13 protein-coding genes are annotated in these 17,771 nt (G+C 63.6%); 7 read left to right on the forward strand and 6 right to left on the reverse strand.

Going from position 1 to position 17,771, the window contains the following annotated elements:
- Positions 1-89 precede the first annotated feature (89 nt).
- On the reverse strand, positions 90-1,019 hold the full coding sequence (gene pgnE / locus PSH84_RS25320; protein WP_305481968.1) for a UDP-N-acetylglucosamine epimerase PgnE: 930 nt from the start codon (positions 1,017-1,019) through the stop codon (positions 90-92).
- On the reverse strand, positions 1,012-1,896 hold the full coding sequence (locus PSH84_RS25325; RefSeq protein WP_122566165.1) for a sugar nucleotide-binding protein: 885 nt from the start codon (positions 1,894-1,896) through the stop codon (positions 1,012-1,014). Before PSH84_RS25325 ends, pgnE begins: the two co-directional genes overlap by 8 nt.
- Before the next feature lie 292 nt (positions 1,897-2,188).
- On the opposite strand from PSH84_RS25325, the gene PSH84_RS25330 reads away from it, so the two are divergent.
- Positions 2,189-6,502: a DEAD/DEAH box helicase gene (locus tag PSH84_RS25330; protein ID WP_305481969.1), complete on the forward strand. Its 4,314-nt coding sequence runs from the start codon at positions 2,189-2,191 to the stop codon at positions 6,500-6,502.
- A 126-nt stretch (positions 6,503-6,628) separates the two neighbouring features.
- On the opposite strand, the gene PSH84_RS25335 is transcribed toward PSH84_RS25330, so the two are convergent.
- Positions 6,629-8,716: a mechanosensitive ion channel family protein gene (locus tag PSH84_RS25335; protein ID WP_305481970.1), complete on the reverse strand. Its 2,088-nt coding sequence runs from the start codon at positions 8,714-8,716 to the stop codon at positions 6,629-6,631.
- 295 nt (positions 8,717-9,011) lie between these two features.
- On the opposite strand from PSH84_RS25335, the gene PSH84_RS25340 reads away from it, so the two are divergent.
- From PSH84_RS25340 to PSH84_RS25355, 4 genes are read left to right on the forward strand one after another with little or no spacing between them, the layout of a single operon-like run.
- Entirely contained in the window at positions 9,012-9,938 is a 927-nt protein-coding gene (locus PSH84_RS25340) for a DUF72 domain-containing protein (protein WP_305481971.1), read from the forward strand.
- Positions 9,935-10,744, forward strand: a complete 810-nt coding sequence (locus tag PSH84_RS25345) for an endonuclease/exonuclease/phosphatase family protein (RefSeq protein ID WP_305481972.1) — start codon at positions 9,935-9,937, stop codon at positions 10,742-10,744. Before PSH84_RS25340 ends, PSH84_RS25345 begins: the two co-directional genes overlap by 4 nt.
- Positions 10,741-12,039, forward strand: coding sequence for a cardiolipin synthase ClsB (gene clsB / locus PSH84_RS25350; RefSeq protein WP_122566160.1), 1,299 nt, complete (start codon positions 10,741-10,743; stop codon positions 12,037-12,039). The genes PSH84_RS25345 and clsB overlap by 4 nt, the downstream gene beginning before the upstream one ends.
- Positions 12,026-13,027: a lysylphosphatidylglycerol synthase domain-containing protein gene (locus PSH84_RS25355; protein ID WP_122566159.1), complete on the forward strand. Its 1,002-nt coding sequence runs from the start codon at positions 12,026-12,028 to the stop codon at positions 13,025-13,027. Before clsB ends, PSH84_RS25355 begins: the two co-directional genes overlap by 14 nt.
- Positions 13,028-13,163: 136 nt before the next feature.
- Here the strand turns inward: PSH84_RS25355 and PSH84_RS25360 are convergent, their stop codons facing one another.
- From PSH84_RS25360 to PSH84_RS25370, 3 genes are all read right to left on the reverse strand, one after another.
- Complete coding sequence (locus PSH84_RS25360; protein ID WP_122566158.1) at positions 13,164-13,922, reverse strand: alpha/beta hydrolase family protein; 759 nt, start codon at positions 13,920-13,922, stop codon at positions 13,164-13,166.
- Positions 13,912-15,015, reverse strand: a complete 1,104-nt coding sequence (locus PSH84_RS25365; protein WP_305481973.1) for a DUF3182 family protein — start codon at positions 15,013-15,015, stop codon at positions 13,912-13,914. Before PSH84_RS25365 ends, PSH84_RS25360 begins: the two co-directional genes overlap by 11 nt.
- Positions 15,016-15,338: 323 nt before the next feature.
- Positions 15,339-16,337, reverse strand: coding sequence for a GlxA family transcriptional regulator (locus PSH84_RS25370; protein ID WP_122566156.1), 999 nt, complete (start codon positions 16,335-16,337; stop codon positions 15,339-15,341).
- 98 nt (positions 16,338-16,435) lie between these two features.
- Between PSH84_RS25370 and PSH84_RS25375 the strand changes: the two genes are divergently transcribed.
- Complete coding sequence (locus tag PSH84_RS25375; RefSeq protein WP_122566155.1) at positions 16,436-16,990, forward strand: cysteine hydrolase family protein; 555 nt, start codon at positions 16,436-16,438, stop codon at positions 16,988-16,990.
- 149 nt (positions 16,991-17,139) lie between these two features.
- Positions 17,140-17,763 (forward strand): hypothetical protein, encoded by a 624-nt coding sequence (locus tag PSH84_RS25380; protein WP_305481975.1) that lies wholly within the window; start codon positions 17,140-17,142, stop codon positions 17,761-17,763.
- Positions 17,764-17,771: the final 8 nt, after the last annotated feature.

Raw genomic sequence — 17,771 nt, forward strand, 5'->3', positions numbered from 1 at the left:
GATGACGGTGGATCAGCCAGCAATGATGTTGGCTGACCTACCGCTATCGCGAGCAAGCTCGCTCCCACAGGTTTGTGGCGACTGAAAACTCAGCGTCCCAACAACCGCGCCAGCCCCACGCTCATCGGTGTTTGCTGTGGAAAACTGAAGCGCTGCAACAACCGATGGTTGTTGGCCCGGGAATGGCGGATGTCGCCGGAGCGCGCCGGGCCGTAGCTGATCGGCGGCAGGTCGCCTACCACGGCGGCCAGGGCCTCGAGCATCTGCTTGAGGGTCGTGGCCTGGTTCCAGCCGACGTTCACCGCGCCCACTTCCACCTCGGGCTTCTCGATGGCCTGCACCAGCAAGTCCACCAAATCTTCGACATAGACAAAGTCCCGGGTCTGCTCGCCGTCGCCGAATACGGTGATCGGCAGGCCTTTCTGCGCCCGTTCGCTGAAGATGCTGATGACCCCGGAATATGGCGAGGACGGATCCTGGCGCGGACCGTAGATGTTGAAAAAACGGAACACCACCGGCTCCAGGTCATGCTGGCGGCGATAGAAATCGAAGTAGAACTCGCTGGCCAGCTTGTCCGAAGCATAGGGCGTGAGCGGGGCCTTGGGGGTTTCTTCGTCGATGGACTGACCTTCGCCGTTGTTGCCGTAGACCGCCGCGCTGGAGGCGAACAGTACCCGTTTCACCCCGCTCTGGCGCATGGCTTCGCAGACATTCAGGGTGCCGATGAAATTGCTCTGGTGGGTGCGCACGGGGTCGTCCACCGAGGCTTGCACCGAAGCCACCGCCGCCAGGTGCGCCACAGCGCTGCAACCAGCCACGGCCCGGGCCACCAGGGCGGCATCGGCGACGTCGCCTTCGATCAGTTCGACCGCCGGGTTGTCCAGGGGCAGGTTGCTGCGCTTGCCGGTGGACAAATCATCGAGGATGCGCACCGCATGCCCCTTGGCGAGCAAGGCGTCGGTCAGGTGCGAACCAATGAAACCCGCGCCGCCGGTGATTAAAACAGGGCCTTCAGCCATGGCGATAAAACCTATCCAGTAAGCCCGGGAGTGCTGCGCGCCAGGCGCGGGGCTTGATCCCGAAAGTGTGCAGAATTTTCTTGCAAGCCAGCACCGCGTGCTGCGGCTCTTCCGCGGCGTCCGGCCGTGCGGCGTGGGCCTGGGGCGTGGGCGACTCGATGGCCAGCGGATGCAGGGCGCGGGCTTCGGTGAGGATCGCCTGGCCCAGCGCCAGCGGCGTGGTCGCCTCATGCCCGGCGTAATGATAGGTGCCCCACAGCGGCGCCGCGCAATCGAGTTGCTTGAGCACCGAGATGATCACCCGCGCGGCATCGTCCACGGGCGTCGGATTACCCCGGCGGTCGTCGGCCAGCAACAGCTCTTCGGGCTGCTCGGCCCGAGCCAGGAAGCGGCCGAGGATGCCATCGGCGCTGTCGTCCAGCAGCCAGCCGAAACGCAACAGCACATGTTGCGGGCAGGTGGCGCGCACGCTTTGTTCGATCCGCCACAGCGCCTGGCCACGCACCCCCAAGGGCACGGGTTCGTCCTTCTCGCTGTAGGCCGTGGCACGGGAACCGTCGAATACCCGATAGCTGGACGGTTGCAGCAAGACGATGTTGTGATGCTGGCACAGCCCGGCCAGGCGCTCGACGGCGCGCTCCTGGCTGGCCAGGCGCTGCTCGCTGACAGCCTCGGCCTGGAACCAGTCGAAGTAGTACGCCAGGTTGATCAAGGCGTCCGGACGGGTGTCGTCGAGCAGTTGCGTCAGGCTCGCGGCATCCCAGCCGTCTTCGGGCGGGCGGGGGGCAAGAAAACCGATGTCTTCTTCTGCACCGAGGCGAATCAGCGCCTGCCCAAGGGCATTTCCGCCGCCCAGTAACATAAGGCGCATTCGCATAAAGTCAGCAGGCCCAGTTTATTGGCACAAGAATTTGGTCGATAACGCCCGCAGGCGTTGTCGGAATCGTTGCATTTTGCGGGTTTAGTGCGCAACCGTCATCCGTAAAGTGCAGATCCAGCATTTGTGTGCGCCTTGAGGCCGCTATCGCGAGCAAGTTCGCTCCCACAGGGGATCTCCAGTGTGCATGCGCTCTCTGTGGGAGCGAGCTTGCTCGCGATGGTGCCCGAACAGGCAATAGAGATCCCGGACGGTACTTGCATCTTCCTCAAGTCACCCGCATAACTCCCCCATGAATCTGCCTCTCCCAGCCGACCACGCCATGGCAGGCTTTCACCCCGCCGTTCGCGCCTGGTTCAGCCAGACATTCCCGACGGTCACCGCCGCCCAGGCCCGGGCGTGGCCGCTGATCGGCCAGCGACGCTCGGTGCTGGTGGCGGCGCCCACCGGTTCGGGCAAGACCCTGACCGCGTTTCTCGCCGTGCTCGATGACCTGGTGCACCGCGGCCTGGAACAGGGCGGCCTGCCGGACCAGACCCTGGTGGTCTACGTCTCGCCGCTCAAGGCCCTGAGCAACGACATCCAGATCAACCTGCAGAATCCCCTGGCCGGCATCACCGAGCAGTTGCAAAAGATGGGCTTGCCGCCCTTGCCGATCACCACCGCCGTGCGCACTGGCGACACGCCGCAAAAAGACCGCTCGGCGATGCGCAAGACCGCGCCGCACATCCTGGTGACCACCCCCGAATCCCTCTACGTGCTGCTCGGTTCCGATTCCGGCCGGCAGATGCTCGCCAGCACCCGCACGGTGATCGTCGACGAAATCCACGCCATCGCCGCCAGCAAGCGCGGCAGCCACCTGGCCTTGAGCCTGGAGCGCCTGCAAGCCCTGTGCGCCGAACCGCTGATGCGCATCGGCCTGTCCGCCACGCAGAAGCCGATCGAAGCGGTGTCCCGCTTTCTCGTCGGCGAAGGACGCAGTTGTGAAATCGTCGACATCGGGCACGCTCGCCCCCGGGACCTGGACATCGAGGTGCCACCGGTGCCGTTGTCGGCGGTGATGGCCAATGACGTGTGGGAACTGGTCTACAACCGCCTCGCCGAGCTGGCCCGGGAACATCGCACCACCCTGGTGTTCGTCAACACGCGGCGCCTGGCCGAACGCCTCAGCCGCCATTTGAGCGAGCGCCTGGGCAAGGACGCCGTGGCCGCCCACCACGGCAGCCTGGCGAAAGAGTTTCGCCTCGACGCCGAACAACGCCTCAAACGCGGCGAACTGCAGGTGCTGATCGCCACCGCCTCCCTGGAGCTGGGCATTGATATCGGCGATGTCGACCTGGTCTGCCAGATTGCCTCACCCCGTTCGATCTCGGCATTCCTGCAAAGAGTGGGACGCTCTGGCCACCAGGTCGGCGGCACGCCCAAGGGACGTCTGTTCGCCACCACCCGCGACGACTTGATCGAATGCGCCGCCCTGCTCGACTGCGTACGCCGTGGCGAACTCGACATCCTGCACATCCCCAAGGCGCCGCTGGATGTGCTGGCCCAACAGATCGTCGCCGAAGTCAGTTGCCAGGAATGGCCGGAACAAGCGCTGCTAGAAACCTTCCGTCGCGCCTCGCCCTACGCGGCGCTGGACGAAGGGCATTACCAGGCGCTGTTGCAGATGCTCGCCGAAGGCCTCAACGGTCGCCAGGGCGTGCGCAGCGCCTACCTGCACCGCGACGCCGTGACCCGGACTCTGCGCGGGCGCCGGGGCAGCAAACTGACGGCAGTGACCAGCGGCGGCACCATTCCGGACAACGCCGACTACAGCGTGCTGCTCGAACCCCAGGGCTTGAACATCGGCAGCGTCAACGAAGACTTCGCGGTGGAGAGCATTGCCGGCGATGTGTTCCAACTGGGCAATACGTCTTACCGCATCATCCGCGTCGAGACCGGCCGCGTGCGGGTCGAAGACGCCCAGGGCCAACCGCCGACCATCCCGTTCTGGCTCGGCGAAGCCCCGGGGCGCAGCGACGAATTGTCTTGGGCCGTGGCACGCCTGCAAGCCCAGCTCGATCAGCTGCTCGGCGCCACGCCGGGCAACCTGCAACCGGCCCTCGACTGGCTGACTGGCACCTTGCGCCTGAACCTCGCCAGCGCCGAACAACTGGTCGACTACCTGGCCCCGGCGCGCCAGGCCTTCGGCGCCCTGCCGTCCCAGGACACGCTGTTGATGGAGCGGTTTTTCGACGAGTCCGGCGGCACCCAACTGATCATCCATACGCCGTTCGGCAGCCGCATCAACCGCGCCTGGGGCCTGGCCTTGCGCAAGCGCTTCTGCCGCACCTTCAACTTCGAATTGCAGGCCGCCGCCAGCGAAGACGCCATCGTGCTCTCGCTGTCCACCAGCCACAGCTTCGAGCTGGATGAAGTCTGGCGCTACCTCAACAGTCACAGCGCCGAACAGATCCTGGTCCAGGCGGTGCTGGATGCGCCGCTGTTCGGCGTGCGCTGGCGCTGGAACGCTGGCGTGGCCCTGGCCTTGCCGCGCTACACCGGCGGGCGCAAAGTCGCCCCGCAGATCCAGCGGATGAAAAGCGAAGACCTGATCGCCAGCGTGTTCCCGGACCAGATCGCCTGCCTGGAAAACCTGGCCGGCGAGCGGGAGATCCCCGATCACCCGCTGGTGGAACAGACCCTCGACGATTGCCTGCACGAAGCCATGGACAGCGAAGGTTGGCTGACGCTGTTGCGACGCATGGAAGCGGGCGAGATTCGCCTGATCAGCCGCGACCTGCCGGCGCCCTCGCCCCTGGCAGCGGAAATTCTCAGCGCCCGTCCCTACACCTTTCTCGACGACGCGCCGCTGGAAGAGCGGCGGACCCAGGCGGTGATCAACCGGCGCTGGAGCGATCCACAATCCACCGACGACCTTGGCGCACTGGACGCTGAGGCCATCCAGTCGGTCCGGGATGAGGCCTGGCCGACGCCGGCCAATCTCGATGAAATGCACGAAGCCTTGATGAGCCTGGCCTGCATCGCCGACAGCGAAGCCGGCGCCCACGCATCATGGCTGGATTGGTTGCAGGCCCTGGCCGCGAGTGGTCGCGCCAGCCATATGCAGATCAGCGCCGAGCGCGGTCTGTGGGTGCCGCTGGAACGCCTGACCTGTCTGCAAGCCCTTTATCCACAGGCTCCCTGGCAACCGGCGCTGGCCCCACTGGCCGGTTTCGATGAAGCCTGGGACAGCGACGAAGCGTTGGTGGAAATACTTCGGGCCCGGCTCAGTGCCTTTGGCCCGCTGCCATTGAAGGCCATCGCCTACCCGCTGGGGTTGTCGACGCCGCAGGTCACCCAGGCCCTGGCGCAACTCGAACAGCAAGGCTACGTGCTGCGTGGGCGCTTCACGCCGGGTACCGGGCAGGAGGAATGGTGCGAGCGGCATTTGCTGGCGCGGATCCATCGCTACACGGTCAAGCGCCTGCGCCGGGAAATCGAGCCGGTGATGTTGCAGGACTTCATGCGGTTTCTGTTCGACTGGCAGCACCTGTCGTCGTCGACCCAAGGCCGGGGCAATGCCGTGCTGCCGTCGATCCTCGGCCAGTTCGAGGGCTACCCGGCCGCCGCGTCAGCCTGGGACAGCGACCTGCTGCACGGGCGGATCAAGGACTATTCGCCCAATTGGCTCGACGAGCTGTGCCGCAGCGGCAAGTGGGTATGGACGCGCCTGAGCGCGCGCCAGAAACCTTCCGCCAGCGCCCTGCGCAGTACGCCGGTGGTGCTGCTGCCGCGCAACCAGGTGGCGTTGTGGAGCAGTCTGGCCGGGCAAACGGCCGTGGATGAACTGTCGCCCAAGACGCAAAAAGTCCATCAGGCCCTCAGCGAACACGGCGCACTGTTTTTCGACGAGCTGGCCCACGAAGCCCATCTGCTGCGTAGCGAACTGGAAATCGCCTTGCAGGAACTGGTGGGCGCCGGGTTGGTGAATGCCGACAGCTTTGCCGGCTTGCGCGCGCTGATCACCCCGGCCAGCAAACGCCAGGCCCGCAGCAGCCGACGCGGGCGCGGCGCGTTTGTCGGCGGGATGGACGACGCCGGGCGCTGGGCCTTGTTGCGCCGCAGCCAACCCGCCCCCGTGGAAGGCAATCGACCCACACCCACCGCGCCGGAAACCCTGGAACACATCGCCATGACCCTGCTGCGCCGTTACGGCGTGGTGTTCTGGCGTTTGCTGGAGCGGGAGGCGGATTGGTTGCCGAGTTGGCGCGAGCTATTGCGCACATTTCATCGCCTGGAGGCGCGGGGCGAGATTCGCGGCGGGCGTTTTGTCAGCGGCCTGGCGGGCGAACAATTCGCCCTGCCCGAAGCCATCCCGCTGCTGCGCGAAACCCGCCGCCGCCCCACCGACGGCAGCCTGGTGGCAGTGTGCGGGGTCGACCCACTGAACCTGGCCGGCACCTTGCTGCCGGGGGCAAAAGTGCCGGCGCTGGCGAGTAATCGGCTGGTGTATCGGGATGGGGTGCCGGTGGCGGCGCAGATTGCCGGCAAGCAGCATCTGTGGGTGGAGTTGGATGCTCAAGGGATGGCTGAAGTTAAGAGCAAGCTCATTCAGAGAGGTTGAGGGTGTCTAGGCGGGCCTCATCGCGAGCAAGCTCGCTCCCACAGGGGTTGTTCATTCACCACAAACCTACTGTGGGAGCGAGCTTGCTCGCGATGAGGCCATAAGCCCCACCAAAAATCTCAGCAGTCATTGAGCTTGATCAGGCAGCTCATCCCCCGCCTTCGGCTCTTCACCCAACCGCCGCGGCATCACCACCTGCTGTGGATAAGTCTGCGCAAAGTGGACCGCCGGGTGGTTATCCACAAGCTTCTTCAACTGCTGGTTGAACGCTCGGCTCACCGCATACTGCCCACCCGACACGGTGCGGAACTGCGCCGTGAGCACCACGCCATTGAGGTCCATCTTGTCCACGCCGAACACATCCAGCGGCCCTTGCAGGTTGAACTTGAGGAACGGGTCTTCGGCGATCGAACGCCCGGCTTCGCGAATCAACTCGATGGCCTCGTCCACGTCGGTGTCGTAGGTGAACTGTACGGAGAAGAATGCAAAGGCGAATTGCCGGGACTGGTTGGTCACGGCCTTGATCTGGCCGAACGGCACCGAGTGCACGAACCCCTTGCCGTCGCGCAGGCGCAGGGTGCGGATGGTCAGGCCTTCGACGGTACCGGCGTGGCCCGAGCTGAGCACCACCCAATCGCCGATGGACAGCGTGTCTTCGATGATGATGAACAGCCCGGTGATCACGTCCTGCACCAGTTGCTGCGAGCCGAAACCGATCGCCAGCCCCACCACCCCGGCACCGGCCAGCAACGGCGCGACGTTGATACCCAGGTTGGCCATGGTGGTGATGGCGCAGATCACCACCAGGATGATTTTCGCCGCGTTACGCAACAGCGGCAGGATGGTCTTGACCCGGGTGCTGGGCTGGCGGGCCCCGCGCTTGTTCAGCGGCGGCTTCAAGGCTTCCTGGATCGCCGTGTCGAGCACCACCCACGTGAGCCAGGTCACCAGGAAGATCAGGCCGATGCGGCTCAAGGAATCGCTGATCGCCCGGCCTATGGCATTGCGCGAGGCGAACTCGAACAGGGAAATGCCCCAAATCCGTCCGAGGACTTCAATGAATACCACCGCCATGACGATCCGCAACAAGGCGTGCAACAAGCTCAACAGCCGCCCCTTGTAGGCGCTGTTGCGCTGGATGGCCTCGGCCTTGGGCGACTTGAAGACATGTTGGAACACCGTGCTGAGGAACACCGTGGCGATCAGCAGGATGGTGGTGAACAGCGCACAGCGCAGGGCTTTCTGGTTGTCCTCGCCGACACCGATCAGGCTCACCGCCGACACCAGCACCATCAGCAGGATCGGCCAGTACCAGAGCCCGGAAAAGATCCGCAGCGACTCCTGCAAGGCCGGCTGTTTCAAGCGCTGGGCCAGTGGGCGGTTGCGGATCAGGTGCGCCACCGGGCGGCGCATGTGGATCACCAGCCAGCCAAAGATCATCGATGCCGACAACCCGGTGAACACCGCGATGCTGCTGGTGATGTTGCCGCCCAGTTGCCGGGCGATCTGCGGGCTGGTGAGGGCATCGCTGAGGGCGGCGAGAAAGCCGATCATGAACAACGGTCGGGGAGCGAAACGCCGGATCATCGCCACCGCTCGGCGTTTGTGGCCGGCGTTGAACATCACGATCACGCACAGCAACACCGAGGTGGAAAAAATGCCGCTGCTGGTGGCGTAGGCGAAGCACAGCGCCAGGGCGCGACCGACCGAGACTTGCAGAAAGTGACTGACGTAGAGGGTCAGCGGCAGGCAGGCCACCGCCGGCAAGGTATAGGGCAGCAGATAACCGAGCAGGTCGTGTACGCGCTGGCGGGTACGCAACCAACGACGCCGACCGAGACGTCGCACCAGCAATCGCGCACCGGCCCATAGCAGCGCAAACGCTCCCAGCCACACGCCGGAGAGCAACAGGAAATCCCCTGCCACACGCCAGGACGAACGGGACGTCTGGTCTACCAGCCGGTCCACCTCATCCGCCGCCCGGTCCGCCCGCAGGCGCCAGGCATCCACCAGGCTCTGGTTGAGCTCGAGTTTGTCCTGGACGTCGTCGATGCTCGAACTGATGGCCCCCAATAAACCGCCCTGCACCAGCGGCGCGGGCTCGGCGGGTGGTTCATCGGGCTTGGCGGTGCCAGGGACGGCGGCGGTCCCGTAGGCGCTGGTGCCGGACAGGGCCAGCAGGAACATCAGCAATACAGTGCTCAATCGAGACAAAACGCGAGGCTCCTTCACACGGGATCGGTAAGGAACTGATCAATAACGGGCCGGCAAGTTCGCTCGAAGGGTCAATACACCCCCTGTGGCAGGGATTTATGTGGGAGCAAGGCTTGCCCGCGATGCAGGCGCTGCGGTCTTTCAGAGATCGAGGCGCCCCCATCGAGGGCAAGCCTTGCTCCCACACAACGGGGAACGCCCCTCCACCGCCGAGCACTCCATCGAAACTTTCCAGCACGCGCGGCGGTCATCAAAAGACACAGGCGGTACGAGGTCATTGGCACGGGAGGGATACATGACGGCGATCCACATTGGCATTTCCGGCTGGCGCTACACACCTTGGCGGGGGGATTTCTACCCCAAGGGACTGATCCAGAAACGGGAATTGCAATTCGCCTCGCGAGCGGTCAACAGTATCGAAATCAATGGATCGTTCTACGCCCTGCAACGCCCCGAACGGTATGCCCAGTGGTATGCCGAGACACCGCCCGGCTTCGTGTTCAGCGTCAAGGCCCCGCGTTTCATTACCCACATCAAGCGCCTGCGGGATATCCGCAAGCCTTTGGCCAACTTTTTCGCCTCGGGCGTGCTGGAACTCAAGGAGAAACTGGGGGCGATCCTCTGGCAGTTCCCGCCCAGCTTCAAATTCGACCCCGAGCTGTTCGAAGACTTCCTCAAGCAATTGCCCCACGACACCGAAGGCGCCGCCGCCCTGGCCCGCGAGCACGAGCCGCGCCTGGACGGCCACGCCAGCACCACGACTGACAAAAAGCGCCCACTGCGCCACGCCGTGGAAATCCGTCATGAAAGTTTTATCGACCCGCATTTCATCACGCTGCTCAAGCGTTACGACGTGGCCCTGGTGATCGCCGACACCGCCGGCAAGTGGCCCTATCGCGAAGACGTCACCAGCGATTTTGTCTACCTGCGCCTGCACGGTGCCGAGGAACTGTACGCCAGCGGCTACACCGACGAGGCGTTGAAGCGCTGGGGCGACCGGATCGAGGCCTGGAGCCACGGCAGGCAGCCGAGCGACGCGCACCTGATCGACCCGGACAAGAAACCACGGGCACGCAAAAGCCGGGAAGTGTTCTGCTATTTCGACAACGACATCAAAGTCCGCGCGCCCTACGACGCACGCCACTTGCTGGAACGCTTTCATCTGGACAAGGACCTGGCCACCACGCCCGGCGAACGACCGGCCGAAGGGGTGTTGCCATGAACCGTCCGGAACACACCGAAGCGGCCCATGAGCCGACCCAACAACGGCCCCGGGACCTCGACCGGGTCAACCGTTTCACCGTGCTGACCGTCAACACCCACAAGGGCTTCACCGCTCTGAACCGGCGCTTCATCCTACCGGAACTGCGCGAAGCGGTGCGCAGTGTGTCCGCCGATGTGGTGTTTTTGCAGGAAGTCCACGGCACCCACGAGCACCATCCCCAACGCTACAGCAACTGGCCGAGCATGCCGCAATACGAATTCCTCGCCGACACCCTCTGGCCACAGTTCGCCTATGGTCGCAACGCGGTGTACCCGGCGGGCGACCATGGCAATGCGCTGTTGTCGAAATTCCAGATCATCCGCCACGACAACCTGGATGTGTCCATCAGCGGCCATGAAAACCGCGGCATGCTCCACAGCGTGCTGCGCCTGCCGGGCGATGGACAGGATGTGCATGCCATCTGCGTCCACTTGGGGCTGCGCGAAGGTCATCGTGTCGAGCAACTCAAGCTGCTTTGCCAGCACGTGAGCGAATTGCCGCCCGACGCACCGGTGATCGTCGCTGGCGACTTCAACGACTGGCGCGGCAAAGCCAGTGAACTGCTCGAGCCCTGCGGCCTGCGGGAAGTGTTCGCCGAACAGTGGGGCAAACCGGCCCGCAGTTTTCCGGCCCGCCTGCCGATCCTGCGCCTGGACCGCATCTACGTGCGCAACCTCAAGGCCCGTCATCCCAAGGTATTGAACGTACGACCCTGGTCGCACCTTTCCGACCACGCACCGCTGTCGGTGGAGATCGAATTATGAGCGCGACGATGGACAAAGCGACCGTGGAACAGGTCGACACGACGCCCACCGAACGCAACCCGGCGCTGGCCGATATCGAATACGGCTGGCACGGCAACAATCGCGTCACGCTGCTGGAAAATGGCGAGGAGTATTTCCCCAGGGTCTTCGAGGCCATTCGCCGGGCCGAGACAGAAATCCTTCTTGAGACCTTCATTCTGTTCGAGGACAAGGTCGGCTACGAACTGCGGGACCTGCTGGTGGAAGCGGCCCAGCGTGGCGTGCGCATCACCGTCAGCCTCGATGGCTTCGGCTGCGGTGAGTTGACCACCGATTTCCTGGCCTCGTTGAGCGACGCCGGGGTGCGTTTGCAGATGTTCGACCCTGCGCCCCGGCACTTGGGGATCCGCACCAACTGGTTTCGCCGCCTGCACCGCAAGATTGTGGTGGTGGACGGGGTGATTGCGTTCATCGGCGGGATCAATTTTTCCGCCGACCACCTGGGGGATTTCGGCCCCGAGGCCAAGCAGGATTATTCCGTGGAAGTCAAAGGCCCAGCAGTGGTGGATATCCATCACTTCGCGCTGTTGCAGAGCGGCCGCCCCGCCCGGGCCAAATACTGGTGGCAACGCCGCCGCAGCCGTCGCAACGAGCTGGCGTTCAGCGACCATGACGGCCAGGTGCGCCTGGTCTACCGGGATAACCACGAGCATCAGACCGACATCGAAGAGGTCTACCTGCAAGTGCTGCGCAGCGCCCAGCGGCGGGTGGTGATCGCCAACGCCTATTTCTTCCCCGGCTACCGATTACTGCGCGAGATCCGCAACGCCGCCCGGCGCGGCGTGGAGGTGCGGCTGATCCTGCAAGGGCAGCCGGACATGATGATCGCCAAGCTCGCGGCGCGGATGCTCTACGACTATCTGCTCAAGGCTGGCGTGACAATCTATGAATATTGCGAGCGGCCGCTGCACGGCAAAGTGGCCCTGGTGGATGAGGACTGGAGCACCGTCGGTTCGAGCAACCTCGACCCGTTGAGCCTGTCGCTGAACCTGGAAGCCAACGTGCTGATCCGCGACCGGACGTTCAACCGCGAGCTGTTCGAACGCCTCGACCACCTGAGTCGCGAACACTGCACCGCCATGCCTGAAAACCATGCGCCGCGGGGCCTGCTGTGGCGCATGACCATCGGTTTCATGGTGTTCCACTTTTTGCGCCATTTCCCGGCCTGGGCCGGCTGGCTGCCGGCCCATAAACCGCGTCTGAAACCTTTTTCGCCGCCGACGGCGGTCCGGAGCGAACCCCATGAACCACTCTGAAGCGCACACCGCGCCGAGAGATGCCCATGCGCCGGAACAGGCCAAGCCCAAATCCCGCTGGAGCCGCTGGAAAAGACCGCTGACCCTGGCGTTTTTCCTGCTGCTGATCGTACTGTTCACGGCCTTGGCCCGGCGTATCGATTGGTCCGAAGTGTTGGCCACCCTGGCCGATTTCAAGGTGCGTACCTTGATCATCGCCGCCGCACTGACCGTCACCAGCTTCATCACCTATGCCTGCTTCGATCTGATCGGACGCACCTACATCCGTCAGAAACTCGGTTGGCGGCAGATCTTGCCGGTGGGGGTGATCAGTTATGCCTTCAACCTCAACCTCAGCGCCTGGGTCGGTGGCATCGCCATGCGCTATCGGCTGTATTCGCGGCTGGGGGTCAGCAGCGGGAACATCGCCAAGATCCTCGGCCTGAGCCTGGCCACCAACTGGTTCGGCTACATGACCCTGGCCGGGGTGGTGTTCAGCAGCGGCCTGGTGACCATGCCACCGGGCTGGAAACTCAGCAGCGACGCGCTGCAAGGTGTCGGCGCGCTGTTGTTGCTGGTGAGCGCTGGTTATCTCGTGGCCTGTCGATTTTCCAAGCGTCGGGCCTGGACGATTCGCGGCATGGAAATCAACCTGCCGTCGCTGCGCATGGCGGTGCTGCAACTGGCGTTGGGTGCGCTGAACTGGTCGTTGATGGCGGCGGTGATCTTCACCTTGCTGCCCAGCAAACTGGATTACCCGGTGGTACTCGGGGTATTGCTGATCAGCAGCATCGCCGGGGTCATCACCCACATTCCGGCGGGGCTTGGGGTGTTGGAAGCGGTGTTCGTTGCCCTGCTGCAACATGAGGTATCGCGGGGCAGCCTGTTGGCGGGGCTGATCGCTTACCGGGCGATCTATTTCATCCTGCCGTTGCTGATTACCGTGGTGATGTACCTGGTGATAGAGGCGAAGGCCAAGGCGTTGCGGGTCAAGCCCGGGCTCAAGTGATGGGTTGCCTGGACTGGCCCCATCGCGAGCAAGCTCGCTCCCACAGGGGATGTGCAGGGTTCGAAATATTGAGTTCACACAGGTCCATTGTGGGAGCGAGCTTGCTCGCGATGAGGCCCCCACAGACACCCCACGATCACCGCGCCTGGATAATGCTCAACCGCTCTCCCACCACCATTTCCGTGATCCAGTCCACCAGGATCGAGGTGTAGGCCTGTTGTGACACGGGGTCGCTCAAGGCATGGTCGGCGCCGTCGATGATCCGGTGCGTCAGCGAATGGGTCTGCTGGCACGCCGCCCGGTAGCTCATGATCGTGGCGTGGGGCACATAGGTATCGGTCTCCGATTCCACCAGCAACACATCGCCGGTGAACTGCGAGCACGCGTGCAAGGCGCGATTGGTGCCCGCGTGCACCAGGGTACTGCGGTAATCCAGCAGGTCAGTCTTGTCCAGGTCGCGCTTGGGCGTGTGCCATTGCTCGTCGCGGTACAGCGCCGGGACCCGCAGGGCCAGCCAGCGCACCGGGCGCAGCGACGTCAGGATCGAGGCCAGGTAACCGCCATAGCTGGTACCCACCACGGCAATCGCCGAGGTATCCAAGGCTGGGTGCGCGAGCAGGCGGTCGTATGCCGCCAACAGATCCCGCAAATTGTCCTCACGGGTGACCCGCGACAACGGGATACCCGCCCCGCCGGTGTGCCCGCGCAAGTCGAAGGTCAGGCACACGCAACCGAGGCCGGCGATGCCTTTGGCCCGTTCCAGGTCCCGCTCTTGACTGCCGCCCCAGCCGTGTACGAACAACACGCCTGGTACCTTCGATTTGGGACTCAGGAAGGTCCCATTCATATGCTCGTCATCAATTGCAATCTGGATCGTTTCGCTTCTAGCCGTCATAGGATTGAACCGTTACGTATTTGAGTAGGAAATCACCATTTTCCGCCGCGCCGCGATACACCTCTCTGGCGCCCGCTGGCAGCGGTTGGTCGAGGTAGGTCTCCACCGAGGACACTCGCACCGCGCTGGTTTCAGGCGTTTCGACGAACACCTGCAATGCCGCCAGTTCGGCGCTGCTGGCCCCGCCCATGCGCCACGACTGTTCCAGCACACCGCCACGGGGCTGGCCAGCGGCATCCAGTCCCTGGGCGATGTCGTAATTGCGCCGCGACGCGAAAAAGCTCGGGTAGGCCTGGTTGGCGGCGTCATCGAACACTTGCGCCAACCGCACCGCTTCGCGCACATCGTCGGGCAGTTCAAGCCTGAGCAACTCGATATAGCCGCCCTGCACCACCAGCAGGTCCGACCCGCCGTACACTTCTACCCCTTGGCTGTCATGGGTCAGGTGTTGCACGCCGCAATAGCTCAGGACCTGGCCGTTGATGAAGCTCTGGCCAACGCTCTGGGTCTTGACCTCGTTGAGGTGCTGTTCCAACACCACCCCTTCACCAAACAACGCCTGGGCGTCAGGCGCGGCGACGATTTCATCGAATTGCGCCAGGCTCTTGATCAGCCGTTGGCCGCGTCCGGCACAGGCATGGATCGGCTTGATGCGGATCGGCCCGGTGTAGAGCAAATGTTCGGCGGCCGGGCGGGCGTCCTTGAGCGAAAACACCGTTACGCCATCGAGCACTGCGCCTCGGGTGAGCTTGGCAAACAGCGGCGACCAGCCTTTGGGGGCCTCGGCATCCTTATTCAACAGACCGTGGGTAATCGCCTTGGTGCAGATAAAATCATGCTCGACATAGCCACCCCACACATCCTCCGGCCCCTTCACCCCCAGGCGCATCAAGGCTTCTGTGCCGATCAGGGTTTGCGTGGGCAACAGATAAAGATCGTGACCGGACTGGGGGTCATGACTGTCGCCGTACGCCCATCCCAGGATCTGTGCCAGCCACTGGGCCAGTGCACGGTTGGTCTCGACCTCATGGCGCGGCGCTTGTGGATTGACCGAATAGGCCACGACCCGTTTGTTGCGATTGACTGATGTCATGCGGTGCCCTTTTTCCTGCGCTCGATGGCTTTGGACAAGGGAGGTGCAGAGATCAGGCCAACGAGGTGAAGGGCGATGATGGTCAGCCAAGCGGGCGGATTGTGAGCAGTTGATAGCACCGAGCCTGTTTCATTCTGCACGACATACGGCCGGCATCTGGCAAATTGCACGATGGCGGGCTACATACGCAGCCCTCTGTGGCGAGGGGGATTTATGTGGGAGCAAGGCTTGCCCGCGAACAGGCGCCTCGATTTCTGAAAGACCGCAGCGCCTTCATCGCGGGCAAGCCTTGCTCCCACATAAATCCCCTCGCCACAAAGGAGTCACTGCTGCTTTGAAGAACCCGGCGGACTCACCCCAAACCTCGCCCGATAATCACTCGGCGCCAACCCGGTGATTTTCCTGAACGTCGCGCGAAAGGCACTGGGGTCCTGGTAGCCAACGGTCCAGGCAATGTGGTCGATGGTGCCATTGGTGAACTCCAGCATTTCCCGGGCCTTGCCAACCCGCAGGTGCTGGCAGTACTCGGTGGGCTTGAGCCCGGTGGCGGCACGGAACCGGCGCAGGAAGGTGCGCTCTTCCAGCCCGGCCCTTTCGGCCATCGCGCCGAGGGAAACCTCCACCGCACCGTTGCTTTGCAACCAATGCTGGACCTTGAGAATCGCCCCGTCGCCATGGCCAAGGATGGGCGCGAAGTTACTGCCGCACTGGCTCGCGCTGTCGCTGTGCTCGATCACCAGGAATTGCGCGGTGCGCGTGGCAATGCTGGGCCCGAGCAGGCGGTCTACCAGGCGCAGCCCCAGTTCCGACCAGGCCATCAGCCCGGCGGTGGTGATCAGGTCGCCGTCGTCAACGATGGGTTTGTCGGCGTTGAGCTTGATCTTCGGGTAACGGGCGGCGAAATCCTTGGCGGAGGTCCAATGGGTGGTGGCGCTGCGCCCATCGAGCAGGCCGCTTTCAGCCAACAGGATCGAGCCGACACACACACCGCCCAGCACGGTGCCGCCCGCATGCTGCGCACGCAACCAATCCATCAGCGTTGGCGAGGCCAGGTCGTCGTCGAAACCGGCGAGGGACGGCGGAATCAGCAACGCCACCAACGGGCCCGCCGGGCCGGTTTCGCTGTCGAACACCCGCCGCGGCGTCTCGCCGTTGTCGGTCTGCCAGTGACTGACCCGCAACCGTGGCAATGGTGCACTGGCGTGCTCGGCCGCGATCCGCTGGGCCACGGCGAACAGATCGGTCAAGCCATGCACCGCCGCCATTTGCGCGCCGGGGTAGATGAGCACCCCAAGCTCGGCGACTGCCCTTTGTTGCGCCATTGTCAGTTTTCCCTCGCTTATTGTCGTTGCGGCCAATCCTCGACCCGGCGGTAAACGCCAATACTGGCGCCCTACCCCACCTGATCAAGGAAGCCCTCATGTCCAAGCAAGCGCTCATCGTAGTCGATATCCAGAACGACTACTTCCCCCAGGGAAAATGGCCACTGGTCGGTGCCGACGCCGCCGCTGATAACGCCGTACGGTTGATCGAAGCCTTTCGCCAGGCTGGCAACAGCGTGGTGCACATCCGCCACGAATTCACCTCCGACGACGCGCCCTTCTTCTCCCCAGGCTCCGAAGGCGCACAATTGCACCCCAAAGTGCTCAACCGCGCCGACGAACCGGTGGTCCTCAAGCACTTCGTCAATGCGTTTCGCGAAACCGAACTGCAAGCCCTCCTCACCCAGCACGGCATCGAGCAACTGGTGGTGGTCGGCAGCATGAGCCACATGTGCGTCGATGGCGTGGTGCGGGCAGCGGCGGACCTGGGCTACGGCGTTACGGTGATCCACGATGCCTGCGCCACCCTCGATCTGGAATTCAACGGCGTCGTTGTACCGGCCGCCCAGGTGCACGCGGCGTTCATGGCGTCGCTGGGGTTTGCCTACGCGAGTGTGGTGAGCACCGAGCAATTTCTGACGACCAGCCGCTGAGGTGCAATCCCACCCCAATGGCCGGCAAAGGGAACCGCGCTTCGAGTACCAAAGCGCGGTTTTTATTTGCTTGCGATGACTGACGCTACTAGTCGTCGCTGGGCAATCACGATAAGAATGGCCGGGTATTTTTCCCAAGAGCCAGCCGCATGAAACGCAAACGCCCGCTGCGCCTGGTTGAATCTCCCTTCCTGACCGACACTGCGGCATCGGCGCCACGGCACCCATCTACGTGGGATTGCTCAAGCGAAGCATCCAGGCCGGGATACCTGGGTACCATGCTGTATGCCGTGGTGGTGTTGCTGGCATTGCCGGTCTACGGACTCGCCGTGCTATCGATGGAGCTGTTTCATGTCGGACAAGGCCTGTCGCCCATTCACACAAGCGTGATCGAAGATCCCCTGTTTTTAGTCCTCATGTTCATCAGCGCATTCGTCGCCGTCTGCATGCTCAACTGGCTCGCCTCCGGGCCTGAAGTGCTTGGCTTCTGCTTTGATGAGCGCCAGCAACGCCTGACCTTCACCCAACGCCGCCCTGCCCGACCAACCACCGAAGAATGCGTGCCGTACAGTGACATCCATTCCATCCGGCCTTACATAACGACCGCTTCCGCCAACGTTTGTCACTTTGAGGTGTGCTTCGCCGGAGCCAATGGCAAACCGATCGCACTGCGGTTTGGGGATGTAACGGTGCGGGACATGGCGTTCCATGCCGAGTGGTTGAGACGGTCGATTGGCGAGAGGATGCAGGAGGTATTGGATCTGGATTTGTGAGCTGAGGC

Source organism: Pseudomonas beijingensis (genome assembly GCF_030687295.1).
Lineage (GTDB): Bacteria > Pseudomonadota > Gammaproteobacteria > Pseudomonadales > Pseudomonadaceae > Aquipseudomonas > Aquipseudomonas beijingensis.